Origin of the sequence: Ottowia sp. VDI28 (assembly GCF_049532675.1) — a bacterium.
GTDB lineage: Bacteria > Pseudomonadota > Gammaproteobacteria > Burkholderiales > Burkholderiaceae_C > Ottowia.
This window is the reverse complement of the sequence record NZ_CP149820.1, coordinates 2,259,600-2,275,104: the sequence shown is the minus strand read 5'-3', so window position 1 is coordinate 2,275,104 and position 15,505 is coordinate 2,259,600. Positions and strand designations below refer to the sequence as shown.

Here is a 15,505-nt window from a genome sequence, read left to right as displayed (position 1 = left end):
TGGGCAAGGGCACTGCAAGATGCCCTTGCTTCGTGCTCTAGCTTGCTGCAGCTGTTTGAGCGGCGTGAACGAAGTGAACATAGCGAGTTCTGCAGCACCACCCCTCGGTCGAGCACCGCAGGTTGCCCGCAGCGAAGCGTAGGGACACGGCAAGTGGGGTCGCCTTTTCTTGGGTTACTTTCTTTCGGCCGGCGATCCGGTGGCGACGCAAAAGAAGGTGACTGCACCGCCGGGGGCAATCCCGGCCTCCGACCTCTGATAGCTAACAGAAAACCATTCAGATCAACCGCCGTGAAAGCCCTCACCCCAACCCTCTCCCAGAGGGAGAGGGAGAGGGAGAGGGAGAGGGAGAGAGAGACAAAACCGCACCTCATTCGGCACTCCAAAAATCCTTGCGGCACAACCCCCGCGCCTCACACCACTCGCACACAGCCCCCTCCCCCAAAGCCGGCAGCGGATCCCCCCCGCAATACGCGCCATATCACTCTGCATCCCCTCATAAAGCTGCTCCGCCAGCAACAGCAATTCAGGCGTCTCATGCAGACTGCTCCCCTCCCGCTCGCTCACATTCAGATAAGCCGCCCGCGGCGCATCCGCCCCCGAAAGCAAGGCATAAAAGGGCAACTGCGTATCTTCATTGCCCCCCTTCAACCGATCCTTCGTACGCGCCAGCGGCTCCGTCTTGTAGTCAACGATCAAAGGCGCTCCGTCCGGGAGCCGATCCAGGCGATCCAGCCGCCCTCGCAACTGAAGCTGCCCCAACGCCACCCGTACATCCTTCTCAGCCACCTCGAACACAGCGCCGGAAGCCTCGTGTTCAGCCAGCCATTTCAGATAGCCATCCCGCAACGCCGGCCACCCCACCCCGAACGGCAAAAACTCACCCTCATCGAGCGCCTCATCCTGCGTGGCCTGCAGCGCCGCCGCATCCAGCAGCGCCACACGGTCGCCACTGGGCTCGGCCTGCAGGGCTTCATGAAAAAGGCGCAAGGCCCGGTGCACCCAGTTGCCGAAATCCCGCTTGTCTACATCCACATCCAGCTCGCCTTCGTCCTGCAGGCCCAACTGCCGCAACGCGAAGAACCGATAGGGACACGCCCTCAGCATGTCATAGGAGCTGGCTGACAACGGCATGGCTGGCAACGCATCGCCGCGCGGCTGCGGCGGCGCCACAGGCTGCGGCGCGACGGTGCGCGGCTCACGCGGCTCCCCGCCCTCCTCCGTACCGCCTTGCAGGCTCAAGGCCTGCACCAGTGGCGAAGGCAGCAAAGGCTCTCCACTATCGTCGCTGCACCGCCACAGCACATCCACGAAAGGCGTCTGGAGCGCCACCCGCCAAGCCGCGCGCTGCGCGGTCTCGAGCACCCCGCGCGTGGGCAGGCGCAAAACCTCGCGCTGCGCGGTGCTCCAGGAGCCAGGGGGTCCGGCGCGGCGGGCAGGCGCTGCTCATCAGCGCCCGGCAACACCAGCGCGGCAAAAGGCCGGCCGAGCAGCTGGCTCATCGGCAGGATGACGGCTTGCGCATCGGCCAGCACCGGCGGACGGAAGTTGGCCGCCTCCAGGGCATCGCTGGCCCAGGAAGTGAACTCCGGCAGCGGCATGCGCCGCTGTGCTGCGGGCCATGCCTGCAGCGTGGCCTGTTCGGCCTCCTGCAAGCCCAGCGCCGCCATGACCGCTTCGCCCGCTGCATCGGCCGCCATCCCGGACCACAGGCCCGCCTCTTCAAGCAGCGCTTGGGTAGCCGCCAGCCAATCGGGCAGCCGGCGTGGAGCCTGCATGGTGTCGCGCAGCGCAGCGACGCGGCTGACGAGCGCCCCGCCCTCAGGAGAGGCCGCGACACTGGCCCAGTCCCGCACCGCATCGCGCCGCAATCGCCTCTCCAAGGCCCGAATGCCTGCTGCATCCACTTCGGCGAAAGCAGGCGCCAGCTTGAGCCAATCGATGACGGCGTCGGTAGACGCGTGGTGCGCGCATGCGCGCAGCCCCGCCATCAGTTGCGCGGCAGCGTGGGTCGTGGAAAGCTTCCAGCCGGTTTCATCCCGCAGGCGCACGCCTTGCGCGGCCAGCAACGCGCTGATACGGCGCGTGAGCAGGCGATCGCCTGCCGTCAGCGCCACCGGCACGCGGCCGGCCTCGATGTGGCGCAGCACGCAAGCCGCCGCGCGCTGGGCCTCATCCTCCCCGTTGCGCGCGGCATGCAGGACGAGACGGCCGGACGGGCCCCCGGTTTCCGGCGTCAGCGCCCAGGCGCGTTCGGCAAAGTGATCGATGAGGGAAGAAATCAACTCATCCGGCTGCAAGCCATTGACCACCACCAGCGCATCCAGCTCGCGCGCCACGCGGGGCTCGAACAGCACATCGGTGGCGTAATCGGAGGCCGCCGCCCAGGCGATGGCGATGCGCGCCACGGCGGACTCCAGCGCCAACGGCCCGCCCTGGACGGCCGGCACGGCAGCGCGCGCCTGCTCGGCCCAGTCGGGCCGCAACTCGGCAGGCACACTGGCGGCCAGCGGCGCCAATTGCATGGCCTGCTCCACCAGGGGGCCTGTCAGCAGCGCGCGCCGCGCGCCCAGCCCGGCTCCCTCCAGCAACGAGGCGGCCGTGAGCAGATCACGGCCATGATCCGAAGCGATATCGTTCGGACCAGGCGCGAACATGCCCACACGGGCCGCCCACGTGCGCGTGGTCTCGAAGCGCGGCGCGAAGCCGTCGGGAAACTGCTCGGCCCACAGGCCCGCAGCCAGCGGTACCAGTTGCAGGTAAGGCAGCAGCACCACGCTGCGCGCCGGATGCGCGCCAGCGGCCGACAGGTGTTCACGCACCTGACCGAGCAGTTGCCGCCAGGTTTCCAGATGAGGGCTTGGCACCGGCTGTGCGGTGTTTTCTGGCGCCAGGCCAGGAGAAATCACAGGACGCAAGGACATGGGGTTTCTGTCACAATGGCCCAACTTTATCCGCTTTAGGTTTTCAACCAGCCGCCATTTTTTTCGAGGGATTTTTCATGGCCAGCGATTTGATCAAGCATGTGAGCGACAGCTCTTTCGAAGCCGATGTTCTGCAATCCAGCAAGCCCGTGCTGGTGGACTTCTGGGCCGAGTGGTGCGGCCCCTGCAAAGCCATTGCCCCTGCGCTCGACGAACTGGCCGGCGCCTACGGCGACAAACTCCAGATCGCCAAGGTGAACGTGGACGAAAACCGCGCCGTGCCCGCCAAATACGGCATTCGCGGCATCCCGACACTCATGGTGTTCAAGGATGGCCAGCTCGCTGCCTCCAAGGTCGGCGCCATGACCAAAGCCCAGATGACGCAGTTCATCGACCAGCAACTGGCTTGAGAGTACGCGCAGGGCGCCCGAACCGCGCCCTGAGCCCTTCCTGAGTACGGTTACCCCCAGCGAATGCTGCTCCATGCGGGGTGGAAAATCTCCTCAAACGAGGAAGCTTGGGGGAATTTTTCAAAACCGCCTCCAATTTCCTGTCATAATCTTTCCTCATTGCTGGCGCGCAGGTGAACGTCAGCCCGGTGCCCTGAGGTCCAGGACACCCGAGATCAGGCCTTCTGCCTGAGCCTCCTTCCACTCCCCTCTCCCGTATTTTCAGTTTCGGTTTTTTGTGGTCGCGCATCCGGGTGGCCCCATTGCAGGACAAGCATTCATGCATCTGAACGAACTCAAGGCACTACACGTGTCTGAAGTGCTCAAGCAGGCTGAGGCCCTTGAGATCGAGAACCCTGGCCGCATGCGCAAGCAAGAGCTGATGTTCGCCATCATCAAGAAGCGCGCCAAGGCCGGCGAACAGGTCTTCGCCGATGGCGTGCTCGAGATACTGCCCGACGGCTTCGGCTTCCTGCGCAGTCCGGACACCAGCTACACCGCCAGCACGGACGACATCTACATCAGCCCCAGCCAGGTGCGGCGCTTCAACCTGCACACGGGCGACATGATCGAAGGCGAAGTCCGCATCCCCAAGGATGGCGAGCGCTATTTCGCCCTGACCAAGCTGGACGCCGTGAACGGCGGCCCGCCCGAGCAGAACAAGCACAAGGTGATGTTCGAGAACCTCACGCCGCTGTTCCCGCGCGAACAGATGCGCCTGGAGCGCGACGGGTTCAAGGGCGAGGAAAACATCACCGGCCGCGTGATCGACGTCATCGCCCCTATCGGCAAGGGACAGCGCGCCCTGATCGTGGCGCCGCCCAAGAGCGGCAAGACGGTGATGATGCAAACCATCGCCCACGCCATTGCCGCCAACTACCCCGAAAGCCACCTGATGGTGCTGCTCGTGGACGAGCGCCCCGAGGAAGTGACCGACATGCAGCGCTCGGTGAAGGCCGAAGTCATTGCCTCCACGTTCGACGAACCCGCCGCCCGCCACGTGCACGTGGCCGAGATGGTGATCGAGCGAGCCAAGCGCCTGGTCGAGCTGAAGAAGGACGTGGTGATCATGCTGGATTCCATCACCCGCCTGGCGCGCGCCTACAACAACGTGGTGCCCTCTTCCGGCAAGGTGCTGACCGGCGGCGTGGACGCCAACGCCCTCCACCGCCCCAAGCGCTTCCTGGGCGCTGCGCGCAACGTCGAAGAAGGCGGCAGCCTGACCATCATCGCCACCGCGCTGATCGACACCGGCAGCCGCATGGACGAAGTGATCTTCGAGGAATTCAAGGGTACCGGCAACAGCGAGATCCACCTGGACCGGCGCCTGTATGAAAAACGCGTGTTCCCCTCGATCCAGCTCAACCGCAGCGGCACCCGCCGTGAAGAACTGCTGCTGGCGCCCGAGGTACTGCAGAAGACCCGCATCCTGCGCCAGTTCATGTACAACATGGACGAGATCGAGTCGATGGAAATGGTCCTGAAGAGCATGAAGGCCACCAAGACCAACGTCGAGTTCTTCGACATGATGCGCCGGGGTGGTTAAGAACGTGTTCAAGATCTCGTCGCGAGGGCCCTTGTGTTCGAAAAGCTGTGACTGCAAGGCGAAAACCGCAGGGATACCTCGTGGTATCGCGAGGATTTTCAACGCCGCAGACGCTGCTTTTCGGGCGCAAGGGACCCGCGAGGAGATTTTGAACACGTTCTAAGCCCTTTTCGGCCATCTGATGGTATTTGGGCAGAGTAAGGCTATAATTTAGGGTTTCTCGGAAAGTACGCTGGAATGGCTGGCGCGGCTCCCGTAACGCAACACAAGGATTTTGATCATGCGTGAAGGCATTCACCCCGACTATCGCGAAGTCTGCTTCGTGGACCTCTCCAACGGCTTCAAGTTCGTGACGCGCTCGTGCGTTCCTACCAAGGAAACCGTGAAGATGGATGACGGCCGCGAGCTGCCGCTCTTCAAACTGGATACTTCCAGCGAATCCCACCCGTTCTACACGGGCACGCAGAAATCGGTCGATAACATGGGCGGCCGTGTCGAGCGGTTCCGTAACCGCTTCGGCAAAGTGGCTCGCTGAGCACTCGCTTAAAAAGCAACTCAAAAGGGGTAGCACGGTCATCCGTGCTACCCCTTTTTTATTTCCCAACAAGCTTGAGCAACGTGCCGCTGCCCACCTGCTCGCGTGCGGACGGCGAAAGCTGGGCCAGAAAATTTTGCACACTGGCAAACTTCAGGTCATCGACCGAAGCCGAGCGGTTGCTCGCATCGGTTCCCACCAGAAAGCGTTGCGGCATCGCCTCGATCAACCGCAACCACTCGGGCCATACCTGCTGCCCATCGCGCAAGATGGTGTAATCCGGCGAGCGCGGATGGTGCGGCCAGGTACGGGCGCTTAGCTCGTAATACAGATTGCCGTGGCGCTCGAGCATGCGGCGCGCCAGGAACAGAGGCGTGTAGCCACCATGAGCCCAGATCACCGGCACATCGGAAAACCGCTCCAACAACTGGCTCAACTCGGCCATGCGCGTGCTTTCCACGTGCAGCATTACCGGCACCCGGTATTGACGTGCCAGTGCCAGGATCCCCACGGCCATGGGGCTCATTGGGCTGAAATCGGTTTCGTCGAAGCCAGCGGAAGGGAAATGCACGGCGGATATCTCGCCGATACCCTTGAACAAACCCGTGGAGAGCAAAGCATCCAATTGCTTGAGCAAAGCCTCATCATTCTGAATCCAGGCGGGGCGATAGGCGGTGCGTTCCGGCGAGATCGAGGCAAACGGGATCAATTGTCCCGAATAAGCCCGCGCCGCTTCCGCGACAGACTCGTTGCTGCTACGCCCGCCCCAGAACACCACCGCATGGCTGGCGCCCCAGCGCTGCATCAGCTCCAACTGCATGGCGGGGTCGTTCAGGTGCGCATGCGCATCGACAAAGGGAATCAGGCTGGCAGGTGGCGTGGCCCTCAAGGCCGGGCCTTCTGCGGAAGTACCCGCAGGCATGGATTGACGCATCTGCCGCGCGGCTGCGGGTCGATCAGCCTGTGTATCGGTCTGAGACCAGGCCGCCAGCGAAAAAAGGGCTAAAAAAGCCGACAATACGATCGGAGTCATAGTTAGTGGTGCTAACGACATATCCTGCGCACTGGTTGACCACAGCCGCAGGCCATGACGCCTCCAAGCCCTTCTCCAATCCGGCAAAATCGCTCGGTTTTCCGTCTGAACGAATCTCTTGAATCAGCCTAGCCCCGCCCTTGTCACGCAGGATGCAGTGCGCCGCCTGCCGCGCCTTGCCTTGCTACTGTTGTGTGTAGCCTACGTGCTGCCGGGCTACATTGGCCGGGAACCGTGGAAGAACGCGGACATCACTTCGTTCGGCTACATGCTGGAGTTGGTCGGCGCGAGCCATCTGCAGGCCTGGCTGCATCCCACATTGATGGGCACGCCCGCTGAAACCTCGGCGCTGCTGCCTTACTGGCTCGGAGCCTGGTTCATTCAGCTTGCGCCGGGCTGGATCGCCCCTGATTTCGTGGTCCGCATTCCCTTTGCGCTGATGCTGAGCCTCACGCTGGCGGCCACTTGGTATGCGGTTTACTACCTGGCCAGGAACCCCAGTGCCCAGCCAGTGGCCTTCGCTTTCGGCGGAGAAGCCAAACCTGCCGACTACGCGCGTGCGCTGGCGGACGGCAGCCTGCTGGCGCTAATCGCTACCCTGGGCCTCGCACAACTTTCGCACGAAACCACCCCCGCCCTGGCGCAGCTCTTTTTCGTCTCGCTGGTGTTCTACGGGTTTGCGGCCTTTCCGTTTCGTACCCTGAATGCCACACTCGCCCTGGCTTTCGGTCTGCCCGGCCTGACGCTCTCCGGCGCACCGGTCATGGCCTTGATCTACGGCGGGGTCAGTGCCCTCGCCCTGCTCAGCCCGCGCGTCACCCCTATCGAAGCCCCCACGCGCTGGCGCACGTTCACCGCCGTGCTCGGCGGCACCCTGGCCAGCGCCGCGCTGGCGCAATCCCTGGACCTGTTCCGCTGGAGCATCGAGCTCCCGCTGGCCGACTGGGACCGGTGGCGCATCATCGGGCGTTTGTTCCTGTGGTTCACCTGGCCCGCCTGGCCACTCGTACTCTGGACGCTTTGGCGCTGGCGGCGCTACCTGCTCGACATGCGCCAGCACCGGCATCTGGGCCTGCCCTTTTTCATGGCGCTTGTGCCGGTGGTGGCCACGGTCGTCACCTACGCCAATGACCGCTCCCTGCTGCTGGCCTTGCCCGCGCTGGCAGCGCTAGCGGCGTTCGCGCTGCCCACGTTCAAGCGCAGTGCCTCGGCCTTCATTGACTGGTTCACGGTGCTCTTCTTCAGCGTCTGGGCGATTGTGATCTGGGTCGTCTGGCTGTCACTGCAAACCGGCATACCGCCCAAGCCCGCGCAGAACGTGGCCCGGCTGGCGCCTGGCTTCGAGCCGGTGTTCCAGTGGCTGGCCTTTCTCGCCGCCCTGGCCGGCACACTCGCCTGGTGCATGCTGGCAAGATGGCGCACCGGCCGCCACCGCACCGCGCTATGGAAAAGCCTGGTCCTTCCCGCCGCGGGCTCCACCCTGTGCTGGCTGCTCCTGATGACCTTGTGGCTTCCCGCCCTGGACTATGCGCGCAGCCTGGCGCCGCAGATGCGCGAAGTGCATCGCATCGTCGGGCCTGCGCCATGCGTGTACGCGTTCGGCATGAGCACGCCTCAACTCGCCGCCGCACGCTTTCATGGAGGCTGGATGACACAGCCGCTGGACAGCCCCGAGCGCTGCTCGTGGCTGCTGGTGGATGTGAATGCGCAGAAAGACCTGCCAGCGGTTCTCGACACTTCGCAGTGGGTGCTCACGGACCGCGTATCGCGGCCTACCGAGGCCAGCGACACGCTGCTGATTTTCAAGCGCACAGCCCCTGCTCGGTAAGAACGTGTTCACGCTCTAAGAGCATTGCCCCATCCTCCACTCTCTCCGGCCTCCAGGAGAGGGTGCACTCAGTTGAGCTCAAATGGTCGCCAAACAGGCCACGGATATCAGCACTTCCAAAGGAAGCTTCCAGGAACTTCGCCACATAGGCAGCCACGCAGGCGTCGTGCTCGCCGGCCAGTTGGCCGTGATGGCTTTTGGCGTCACCGACACGGTGGTCGCCGGGCGCTACTCCGAAACCGCGCTGGCGGCCCTTTCGGTAGGGGCCGCGCTGTATGTCAGCGTCTATGTGGGTTTGATGGGCGTCTTGCAGGCGCTGCTGCCGGTGTGGGCCGAGTTGCACGGAGGCCAGCGGCGCCACGAAGTAGGCCCGTCCGTACGGCAAGCGCTCTACCTGTGCATCTTCACGATCCTGGTGGGCATGGCCGTGCTGCTCTCACCCGGCCCCATGCTGCGCGCCACCGGGGTTCCGCCGGAATTGCAGATCGAGGTGGAACGATATCTGTCCGTGCTGGCCTGGGCCCTGCCTCCCGCCCTGTTCTTTCGCCTGTTCAGCACGCTCAACCAGAGCCTGGGCCAACCCCGGCTGGTGTCGGTACTGCAAGTGGGCGCACTGCTGCCCAAGGTGCTGCTCTCGATCTGGTTCACTTTCGGCGGCGCTGGCCTGGCGCCGCAAGGGGCGGCCGGCTGCGCGTGGGCCACGCTGGTAGTCAACTATGCGCTCTTCGCGGTGGCGGTATGGCTGCTGCGCACTCGTGGCTTCTACCAGCCCTATGGCATCTGGAGCCGCATGGAACGGCCCGACTGGAAGCAGATCGGCGCCTTCGCCCGCCTTGGCATTCCTGCCGGGCTGGCGGTGATGGTGGAAGTCACCTCGTTCACGCTGATGGCGCTTTTCATTGCCCGCCTGGGCACCCTGGCAGCAGCGAGCCATCAGATCGCATCGAACGTGGCAGCCCTGCTGTACATGGTGCCGCTGGCGCTGGGTATCGCCACCAGCGCGCGGGTAAGCTTCTGGCTTGGCGCCGGCCATGAGGCCGAAGCGCGCCGGGCTGCCATGCTGGGGCTTGGCGCGGCGGGTGCCCTGGCCCTGTGCCTGACCAGCTTGATGACATTGCTGGCACGCCCCCTGGTAAGCCTGTATGTGGAAGAGCCGGCCATCATTGCGACCGCTTCGGTGCTGCTGGCCTGGGTGGGGATCTATCACCTTGGCGACGCGCTCCAGGCCGTGAGCGTCTTCATCCTGCGCAGCTACCGGATCGTGCTGGCGCCGCTGCTCATTTATTGCCTGCTGCTGTGGGGAATGGGATTGACGGGCGGCTACCGCCTGGCATTCCATGGGCTGGGGCCCTGGCCAGCGATGTCGGCGCCCCAAGCGTTCTGGATCGCGAGTGCGGGTGCAACGGCGCTGGTGGCTGTTATTTTCCTGGGGCTGGTGTGGCGGGTTACGCGGCGTTCTCGGAGATGAGGGGCTGTGCGAGTGGCTGGGGCGGGCGCACCGCGTGCAGACGTCGTGCACACCCTACCAACCGTCTGGCTACTGGGGTACTACCAGGGATTTGTTGCGCACACGCTGAGCGGGAAAGACCAGCGCAAAGCAGGAACCTTTGCCAAGCTTGCTGGTAATCTGCAATTCTCCGCCATGGCGCTGGGCCACGTGCTTGGCGATCGCGAGGCCAAGCCCCGTGCCACCTGACTCGCGCGAGCGGCTACGGTCTATCCGGTAAAACCGCTCCGCCAGCCGCGGCAGATGTTCGGGCGCAATGCCAGGACCTGTATCAATAATGGCCAACTGCACCTTGCCGTCAGCCAGCCGGCTCCAGCGCACATCGATGCGCCCGCCACCCGGGGTATAGCGCACGGCATTGTTGATCAGGTTCGAGGCCGCGCTGCGCAACTCGCTCAGCGAGCCCGCCAGCACGAAATCAGGCGCAGGGCCGAAATGCAGGGCTTGTGGCCGCTCGTCCAGCGGATGCAGCAGCAGAGACAAGCCGCGCGCCTCGGCTTCGCATTGCCCCATGAGCGTACCGAGGTCGAGCATTTCACCCGCGCCTGGCAAAGGGCTGCCTTCGAGCTGGGAAAGCGTGAGCAGATCATTGACCAGCGTCTGCATGCGCTCCGATTGCACGGCCATGAGTGACAGATAGCTTTCGCGCTCCGCCTCTGACAGGGGCAGGCTCTGCATGGTTTCCACGAACCCGGCCAGCACCGTGAGCGGCGTGCGTATTTCGTGCGATACGTTGGCCACGAAATCCCGCCGCATGGCTTCGGCCTGTGCCAGCGCCGTGATGTCGCGCGAAAGCAGCAGCTTGTGGCCTTCGCCATACGGATGCAGTTGCACCGAGAGTTTGACGGGATGGGTGGGGCTGTCGGCGCTGCCGATCAGCTTGACATCACGCTCAAAGCTCTTGCCCGCATAGTAGGCCGCGAAGACGGGCTGGCGAACCAGATTGCCGATGTGCTGAAGCTTGTCTCGCTCGGCATCGAAGCCAAAGTGCTGTGCCGCGATCTCGTTGCACCACTCGATGCGCCCTTCGGGATCGAGCAGCACCACGCCATTGGGCGAGGCCTGGATCGCCTCCACGAATTCCTCCAGGCGCTGCGTGCTGTTCTGGGCCTTTTGCTGTTCCAAACGCAACGCCCGGCGCGTGCGGTACGCGGCCTCGCCCCACAGGCCCCGCTGCACGGGCGGCGCCGAGGTGTCCGGATCCGTCGCCCAGCGGATGAAGCTCTGCCCGCGCAGCGAATCGCCAATGAACACCGCCGCAGCACCAATGACCGAGCCCGCCAGAGCCCCCGGCCAGCCGCCCAGGAGCCAACCTGGTACGCCGCCCAGCAACTGGGCAAGAAAGAACATCGTGACGCGGAAAATCATGAGAAGGCTTCTTTGCACTCGCCAGGGCGAGTTCAGAGTATGCGCGTATTCGCGTAGGTTGGCGCTGAGCGCAGCGAAGCCCAACAAGCGGCGGCGCCAAGGAGGGCATGCTTGTTGGGCTTCGCTGCGCTCAGCGCCAACCTACGAGGAGACACTGTTCACATTCAAACTTGTGTGGCGTCTTGGGGGCTTGGAATCTGCACCAGAGGCTGGGCGGTCAGGCGATAGCCCGCGCCGCGCACGGTCTCGATCAATACGCCGGCCACGCCCAGGGCCTCCCGCAGGCGCTTGACGTGCACATCAACGGTACGCTCCTCGATGAAGACGTGATCGCCCCAGACCTTGTCCAGCAGCTGGCCGCGGCTATGCACCCGCTCTGCGTTTTTCATCATGTAGTGCAGCAGCTTGAACTCGGTGGGGCCCATCTTGAGCATCTGGCCGTCATAGGACACACGATGCGTGGAGGCGTCGAGCAGCAGGCTACCGATGGCGACGGAACCACCTACCTGCTCCGGGGCGCGGCGGCGCAGCACGGCACGGATGCGCGCCAGCATTTCCTTGGTCGAGAACGGCTTGGTGATGTAGTCATCGGCGCCGGCATCGAGGCCGGCCACGCGGTCAGACTCATCGCCCCGGGCCGTGAGCATGAGAATGGGCACGCTCTTGGTGCGCGCATCCTTGCGCCATTTCTTGGCCAGCGATAGACCACTCTCGCCGGGCAGCATCCAGTCGAGCAGGATGACATCCGGCAGCACGGCGTCGAGCTCGCGCTGAGCGGTTTCGCTGTCCATAGCCCAAGTGGGCTGGAATCCATTGTGGCGCAGATTCACCGCGATCAACTCGGCGATCGCGGCCTCGTCCTCAACTATCAGTACACGGGGCATAGTTCTCATTTCTTCATCGGGTGGCGGACTCCACCTCTTCCATGGAAGCGTGGCGTACATCCGCTCCTTTGACGATGTAGATGATGAATTCGGCGATGTTCTTCGCATGGTCGCCGATCCGCTCGATGGCCTTGGCCAGGAACAGCAGATCCAGGCTGGCTGAGATGGTGCGCGGGTCTTCCATCATGTAGGTAATGAGCTTGCGCACAAAACCATCGAACTCGTTGTCGAGGTGATCGTCCTCCTTCAGGATCGACACGGCCTCGGTCACATCGAGCCGGGCAAAGGCATCGAGCGCCTTACGCAGCTGGGAGGCCGCCATGTCGGCCGCCACCCGCAACTCGCCTGCCGGCAAGGTGCGCGCGGCCCCGGCGTCGATGATGGATTTGACCATGCGCGCGATCTTGGCGGCTTCGTCGCCCACGCGCTCCAGGTTGGCCGTGGTCTTGGAAATCGCCAGCAGCAGCCGAAGATCGACCGCCGTTGGCTGCCGCCGCGCGATGATGCTCGACAGCTCACGGTCGATCTCCAGTTCCATGGAGTTGACGCGCGTTTCCGTTTCAATCACCTGGTCGGCGACTTCGGTGCTGAACTCCGACAACGCGTAGATGGCTTGCCGGATCTGCGATTCAACCAGACCCCCCAGTTCCAGCACGCGGGTGGACACCCGGTTGAGATCGCTGTCGAACTGGCTGGAAAGATGCTTCTCGTGCATGGGTTAAGTCTCCTTGGCTCAGCCGAAGCGGCCCGTGATGTAGTCTTCGGTCTCTTTGCGCTTGGGCTTGAAGAACATTTGCTCGGTTTCGCCGAATTCCACCAGATCGCCCAGGTACATGTAGGCCGTATAGTCGCTCACCCGAGCGGCCTGCTGCATGTTGTGCGTGACGATCGCCACGGTGTATTCGTCCTTCAGCTCGGCAATCAGTTCTTCCACCTTGCCGGTGGAGATAGGATCGAGCGCCGAGCAGGGTTCGTCAAGCAGCAGCACTTCGGGCTTGATGGCCACGCCGCGCGCGATGCACAGGCGCTGCTGCTGGCCGCCGGAGAGGCCGCTGCCGCTCTGGCCGAGCTTGTCCTTGACCTCGTTCCAGAGGGCCGCCTTGCGCAGCGCCCATTCCACGCGGTCATCCATATCGCCCTTGTTCAGGTTTTCGAACAGGCGCACACCGAAAGCGATGTTGTCATAGATCGACATCGGGAACGGCGTGGGCTTCTGGAACACCATGCCCACCTTGGCGCGCACCAGCGCCACATCCACCTTCTTGTCCAGCAGATCCTGGCCGTCCAGCAGGATCTGGCCTTCGGCGCGCTGCTCGGGATAGAGCTCGAACATGCGGTTGAAAATACGCAGCAGCGTGGATTTTCCGCAACCCGAGGGGCCGATGAACGCGGTCACCTTGCTTTCGGGAATGTCGATGTTGATGTTTTTGAGCGCATGGAATTTCCCGTAATAGAAATTCAGGTTGCGCGCCGAAATTTTTGCCTTCGGCATGGGGGTGGTGGCATGGGCGCCAAGCGTGGCGGCCGGGGCTTCAAGGACTGCGGACATTCCGGGGACCTCTTTCAATTCTTAACTTTTGCTGCGAGACAGCGAACGCGCAAGGACATTCAAGCCCAGCACCGCGATCGTGATCAGGAACACACCGGCCCAGGCCAGGTGCTGCCAGTTTTCATAGGGGCTCATCGCGAACTGATAGATCACGACAGGCAGGCTCGCCATGGGCGAGGACAGATCGGCTGACCAGAACTGGTTCGACAGCGCCGTGAACAGCAGCGGTGCCGTTTCACCCGCGATACGAGCCACGGCCAGCAGAATGCCGGTGGTGACGCCAGCCCGGGCGGCCCGCAGCGTAATGCTCAGGATCACCTTCCACTTCGGCGTACCGAGCGCATAGGCTGCTTCGCGCAGGCCTGGCGGAATCAGGTTCAACATGTTCTCGGTGGTGCGGATGACCACGGGAATCACAATCAGCGCCAGAGCCACGGAACCGGCCCAACCCGAAAATCCGCCAAAGGGCCGCACCGCTGCCTCGAACACGAAAAGGCCAATCACGATGGAAGGCGCCGACAGCAGGATGTCGTTGACGAAACGCGTCACGCTGCCCAGCAGGTTGCCGCGGCTGTACTCAGCCAGGTAGATGCCGGCCAGGATCCCGATGGGCGTCCCGACCAGGGTTGCCACGCCAACCATCATCAGTGATCCATAGATGGCGTTGATGAGCCCGCCTTCGGTGTTGGGTGGTGGCGTGGCCTGGGAGAAAGTGGCCAGATTGATGCCACCCAACCCCGAACTCAAGGTTTCCCACAGGATCCAGGCGAGCCAGAACAAGCCGAACAACATGGCCGCGAACGACAGGCTCAGGGCAATCTTGTTGACCAGCTTGCGCCGGCCATAAACCGCCAGGCGGGCTTCCGAGGCGAAACCGGAAGAAAAACCAGAAGAGGCGGTACTCATGACTTGCTTCCTTCACCCTTGGCCAACCGGGACAGCAGCACCTTGGACAGCGTCAGCACCACGAACGTGATGAAGAACAGGACCAGGCCCAGATACAACAGCGAGGCTTGGTGGAGCCCAGGGCCGGCTTCCGCGAATTCGTTGGCAAGCGCCGAAGTGATCGAATTGGCCGCCTCGAACACGCTGAGGGAATTGAGCTGGTTCATGTTGCCGATGACGAAGGTCACCGCCATGGTCTCACCCAATGCGCGGCCCAGCCCCAGCATGATGCCGCCAATCACACCGGCCTTGGTGTAGGGCAGCACGACTTTGTAGACGACTTCCCAGGTGGTGGATCCGAGGCCATAGGCCGATTCCTTCAGCAGGGCCGGCGTCACCTCGAAAACGTCGCGCATCACCGAGGCGATGTACGGGATGATCATGATGGCCAGGATGATGCCGGCCGAAAGAATGCCGATACCCACCGGTGGCCCGGAAAAAGGGAGCCCAGCACAGGCACATCCCCGAACCAGCGTTGCAGCGGCTGCTGGACGTAGGTGGAAAGAATGGGTGCGAACACCAGCAGGCCCCACATGCCGTAAACGATGGACGGAATGGCAGCCAGCAACTCGATGGCGGTGCCCAGGGGACGTTTGAGCCAATTGGGGGCCAGCTCGGTCAGGAACAGCGCGATGCCGAAGCTCACGGGCACCGCGATCGCCAGAGCGATCAGCGAGGTGACCAGCGTGCCGTAGATCATCACCAGGCCGCCGAACTCCTGCTGCACCGGATCCCATTTCGCGCTCGTCAGGAAGCCAAGGCCGAATTGCTTGACGGCCGGCCAGGCGCCCATCAGGAGCGATCCCATGATGGCGATCAGCACACCCAAGGTGAGCAGCGCGGCCCCCTTGGTCAGGGCGGCAAACATCAGGTCGGTGCCGGCGCCGCTGCGCGCCTTGCGCACGGGAGGGGGATTGTTCATGGAGACCCTGGGCCG

The 15,505-nt window shown here is 63.5% G+C and carries 13 protein-coding genes and 1 pseudogene; 5 read left to right on the top strand and 9 right to left on the bottom strand.

Annotated features, from left to right (window positions below):
* Positions 1 to 282: 282 nt before the first annotated feature.
* Both WJU18_RS10955 and WJU18_RS10950 read right to left on the bottom strand, forming a co-directional pair.
* Positions 283 to 1,269, bottom strand: a complete 987-nt coding sequence (locus tag WJU18_RS10955; protein WP_423460090.1) for a RecB family exonuclease — start codon at positions 1,267 to 1,269, stop codon at positions 283 to 285.
* Positions 1,239 to 2,924 (bottom strand): hypothetical protein, encoded by a 1,686-nt coding sequence (locus WJU18_RS10950; RefSeq protein WP_423460089.1) that lies wholly within the window; start codon positions 2,922 to 2,924, stop codon positions 1,239 to 1,241. The genes WJU18_RS10955 and WJU18_RS10950 overlap by 31 nt, the downstream gene beginning before the upstream one ends.
* 77 nt (positions 2,925 to 3,001) lie before the next feature.
* Here WJU18_RS10950 and trxA point away from each other — a divergent pair, with 77 nt between their 5' ends.
* The 3 genes from trxA to WJU18_RS10935 all read left to right on the top strand — a co-directional run bounded on the left by trxA (position 3,002) and on the right by WJU18_RS10935 (position 5,454).
* The gene (gene trxA, locus WJU18_RS10945; protein WP_423460088.1) at positions 3,002 to 3,334 is read left to right on the top strand and encodes a thioredoxin TrxA; all 333 of its coding nucleotides are present in this window, start codon (positions 3,002 to 3,004) and stop codon (positions 3,332 to 3,334) included.
* Positions 3,335 to 3,653: 319 nt separating this feature from the next.
* Entirely contained in the window at positions 3,654 to 4,919 is a 1,266-nt protein-coding gene (rho, locus tag WJU18_RS10940; RefSeq protein WP_423460087.1) for a transcription termination factor Rho, read from the top strand.
* 280 nt (positions 4,920 to 5,199) lie between these two features.
* Positions 5,200 to 5,454: a type B 50S ribosomal protein L31 gene (locus WJU18_RS10935; RefSeq protein WP_423460086.1), complete on the top strand. Its 255-nt coding sequence runs from the start codon at positions 5,200 to 5,202 to the stop codon at positions 5,452 to 5,454.
* 58 nt (positions 5,455 to 5,512) lie between these two features.
* On the opposite strand, the gene WJU18_RS10930 is transcribed toward WJU18_RS10935, so the two are convergent.
* A complete protein-coding gene (locus WJU18_RS10930) occupies positions 5,513 to 6,487 on the bottom strand; it encodes an amidohydrolase family protein (RefSeq protein ID WP_423460085.1) in 975 nt (324 codons plus the stop codon).
* 118 nt (positions 6,488 to 6,605) lie between these two features.
* On the opposite strand from WJU18_RS10930, the gene WJU18_RS10925 reads away from it, so the two are divergent.
* Together WJU18_RS10925 and WJU18_RS10920 are read left to right on the top strand one after the other, a co-directional pair.
* On the top strand, positions 6,606 to 8,315 hold the full coding sequence (locus tag WJU18_RS10925; protein WP_423460084.1) for a hypothetical protein: 1,710 nt from the start codon (positions 6,606 to 6,608) through the stop codon (positions 8,313 to 8,315).
* Positions 8,316 to 8,397: 82 nt separating this feature from the next.
* Positions 8,398 to 9,783: an MATE family efflux transporter gene (locus WJU18_RS10920; RefSeq protein ID WP_423460083.1), complete on the top strand. Its 1,386-nt coding sequence runs from the start codon at positions 8,398 to 8,400 to the stop codon at positions 9,781 to 9,783.
* 69 nt (positions 9,784 to 9,852) lie between these two features.
* On the opposite strand, the gene phoR is transcribed toward WJU18_RS10920, so the two are convergent.
* The 6 genes and pseudogenes from phoR to pstC all read right to left on the bottom strand — a co-directional run bounded on the left by phoR (position 9,853) and on the right by pstC (position 15,490).
* Positions 9,853 to 11,190, bottom strand: coding sequence for a phosphate regulon sensor histidine kinase PhoR (phoR, locus tag WJU18_RS10915; protein WP_423460082.1), 1,338 nt, complete (start codon positions 11,188 to 11,190; stop codon positions 9,853 to 9,855).
* 164 nt (positions 11,191 to 11,354) lie between these two features.
* A complete protein-coding gene (gene phoB, locus WJU18_RS10910) occupies positions 11,355 to 12,083 on the bottom strand; it encodes a phosphate regulon transcriptional regulator PhoB (RefSeq protein WP_423460081.1) in 729 nt (242 codons plus the stop codon).
* A 4-nt stretch (positions 12,084 to 12,087) separates the two neighbouring features.
* Positions 12,088 to 12,789 carry a phosphate signaling complex protein PhoU gene (gene phoU / locus WJU18_RS10905; RefSeq protein ID WP_423460080.1) on the bottom strand — a complete coding sequence of 234 codons (702 nt, stop codon included), beginning with the start codon at positions 12,787 to 12,789 and terminating at the stop codon, positions 12,088 to 12,090.
* Between the two features lie 18 nt (positions 12,790 to 12,807).
* The gene (gene pstB / locus WJU18_RS10900; RefSeq protein WP_423460976.1) at positions 12,808 to 13,566 is read right to left on the bottom strand and encodes a phosphate ABC transporter ATP-binding protein PstB; all 759 of its coding nucleotides are present in this window, start codon (positions 13,564 to 13,566) and stop codon (positions 12,808 to 12,810) included.
* 78 nt (positions 13,567 to 13,644) lie between these two features.
* Entirely contained in the window at positions 13,645 to 14,529 is an 885-nt protein-coding gene (gene pstA, locus WJU18_RS10895; RefSeq protein ID WP_423460079.1) for a phosphate ABC transporter permease PstA, read from the bottom strand.
* Positions 14,526 to 15,490, bottom strand: a pseudogene (gene pstC, locus WJU18_RS10890) (phosphate ABC transporter permease subunit PstC). The gene pstA and the pseudogene pstC overlap by 4 nt, the downstream one beginning before the upstream one ends.
* Positions 15,491 to 15,505: the final 15 nt, after the last annotated feature.

Bases quoted from the DNA above. Each gene is read 5' to 3' on its own strand.
- phoR (WP_423460082.1), bottom strand. From the start codon at position 11,190: ATGATTTTCCGCGTCACGATGTTCTTTCTTGCCCAGTTGCTGGGCGGC.
- pstB (WP_423460976.1), bottom strand. From the start codon at position 13,566: ATGCCGAAGGCAAAAATTTCGGCGCGCAACCTGAATTTCTATTACGGG.
- WJU18_RS10935 (WP_423460086.1), top strand. From the start codon at position 5,200: ATGCGTGAAGGCATTCACCCCGACTATCGCGAAGTCTGCTTCGTGGAC.
- phoB (WP_423460081.1), bottom strand. From the start codon at position 12,083: ATGAGAACTATGCCCCGTGTACTGATAGTTGAGGACGAGGCCGCGATC.
- WJU18_RS10950 (WP_423460089.1), bottom strand. From the start codon at position 2,924: ATGTCCTTGCGTCCTGTGATTTCTCCTGGCCTGGCGCCAGAAAACACC.
- pstA (WP_423460079.1), bottom strand. From the start codon at position 14,529: ATGAGTACCGCCTCTTCTGGTTTTTCTTCCGGTTTCGCCTCGGAAGCC.
- rho (WP_423460087.1), top strand. From the start codon at position 3,654: ATGCATCTGAACGAACTCAAGGCACTACACGTGTCTGAAGTGCTCAAG.
- WJU18_RS10920 (WP_423460083.1), top strand. From the start codon at position 8,398: ATGGTCGCCAAACAGGCCACGGATATCAGCACTTCCAAAGGAAGCTTC.
- WJU18_RS10930 (WP_423460085.1), bottom strand. From the start codon at position 6,487: ATGACTCCGATCGTATTGTCGGCTTTTTTAGCCCTTTTTTCGCTGGCG.
- phoU (WP_423460080.1), bottom strand. From the start codon at position 12,789: ATGCACGAGAAGCATCTTTCCAGCCAGTTCGACAGCGATCTCAACCGG.
- trxA (WP_423460088.1), top strand. From the start codon at position 3,002: ATGGCCAGCGATTTGATCAAGCATGTGAGCGACAGCTCTTTCGAAGCC.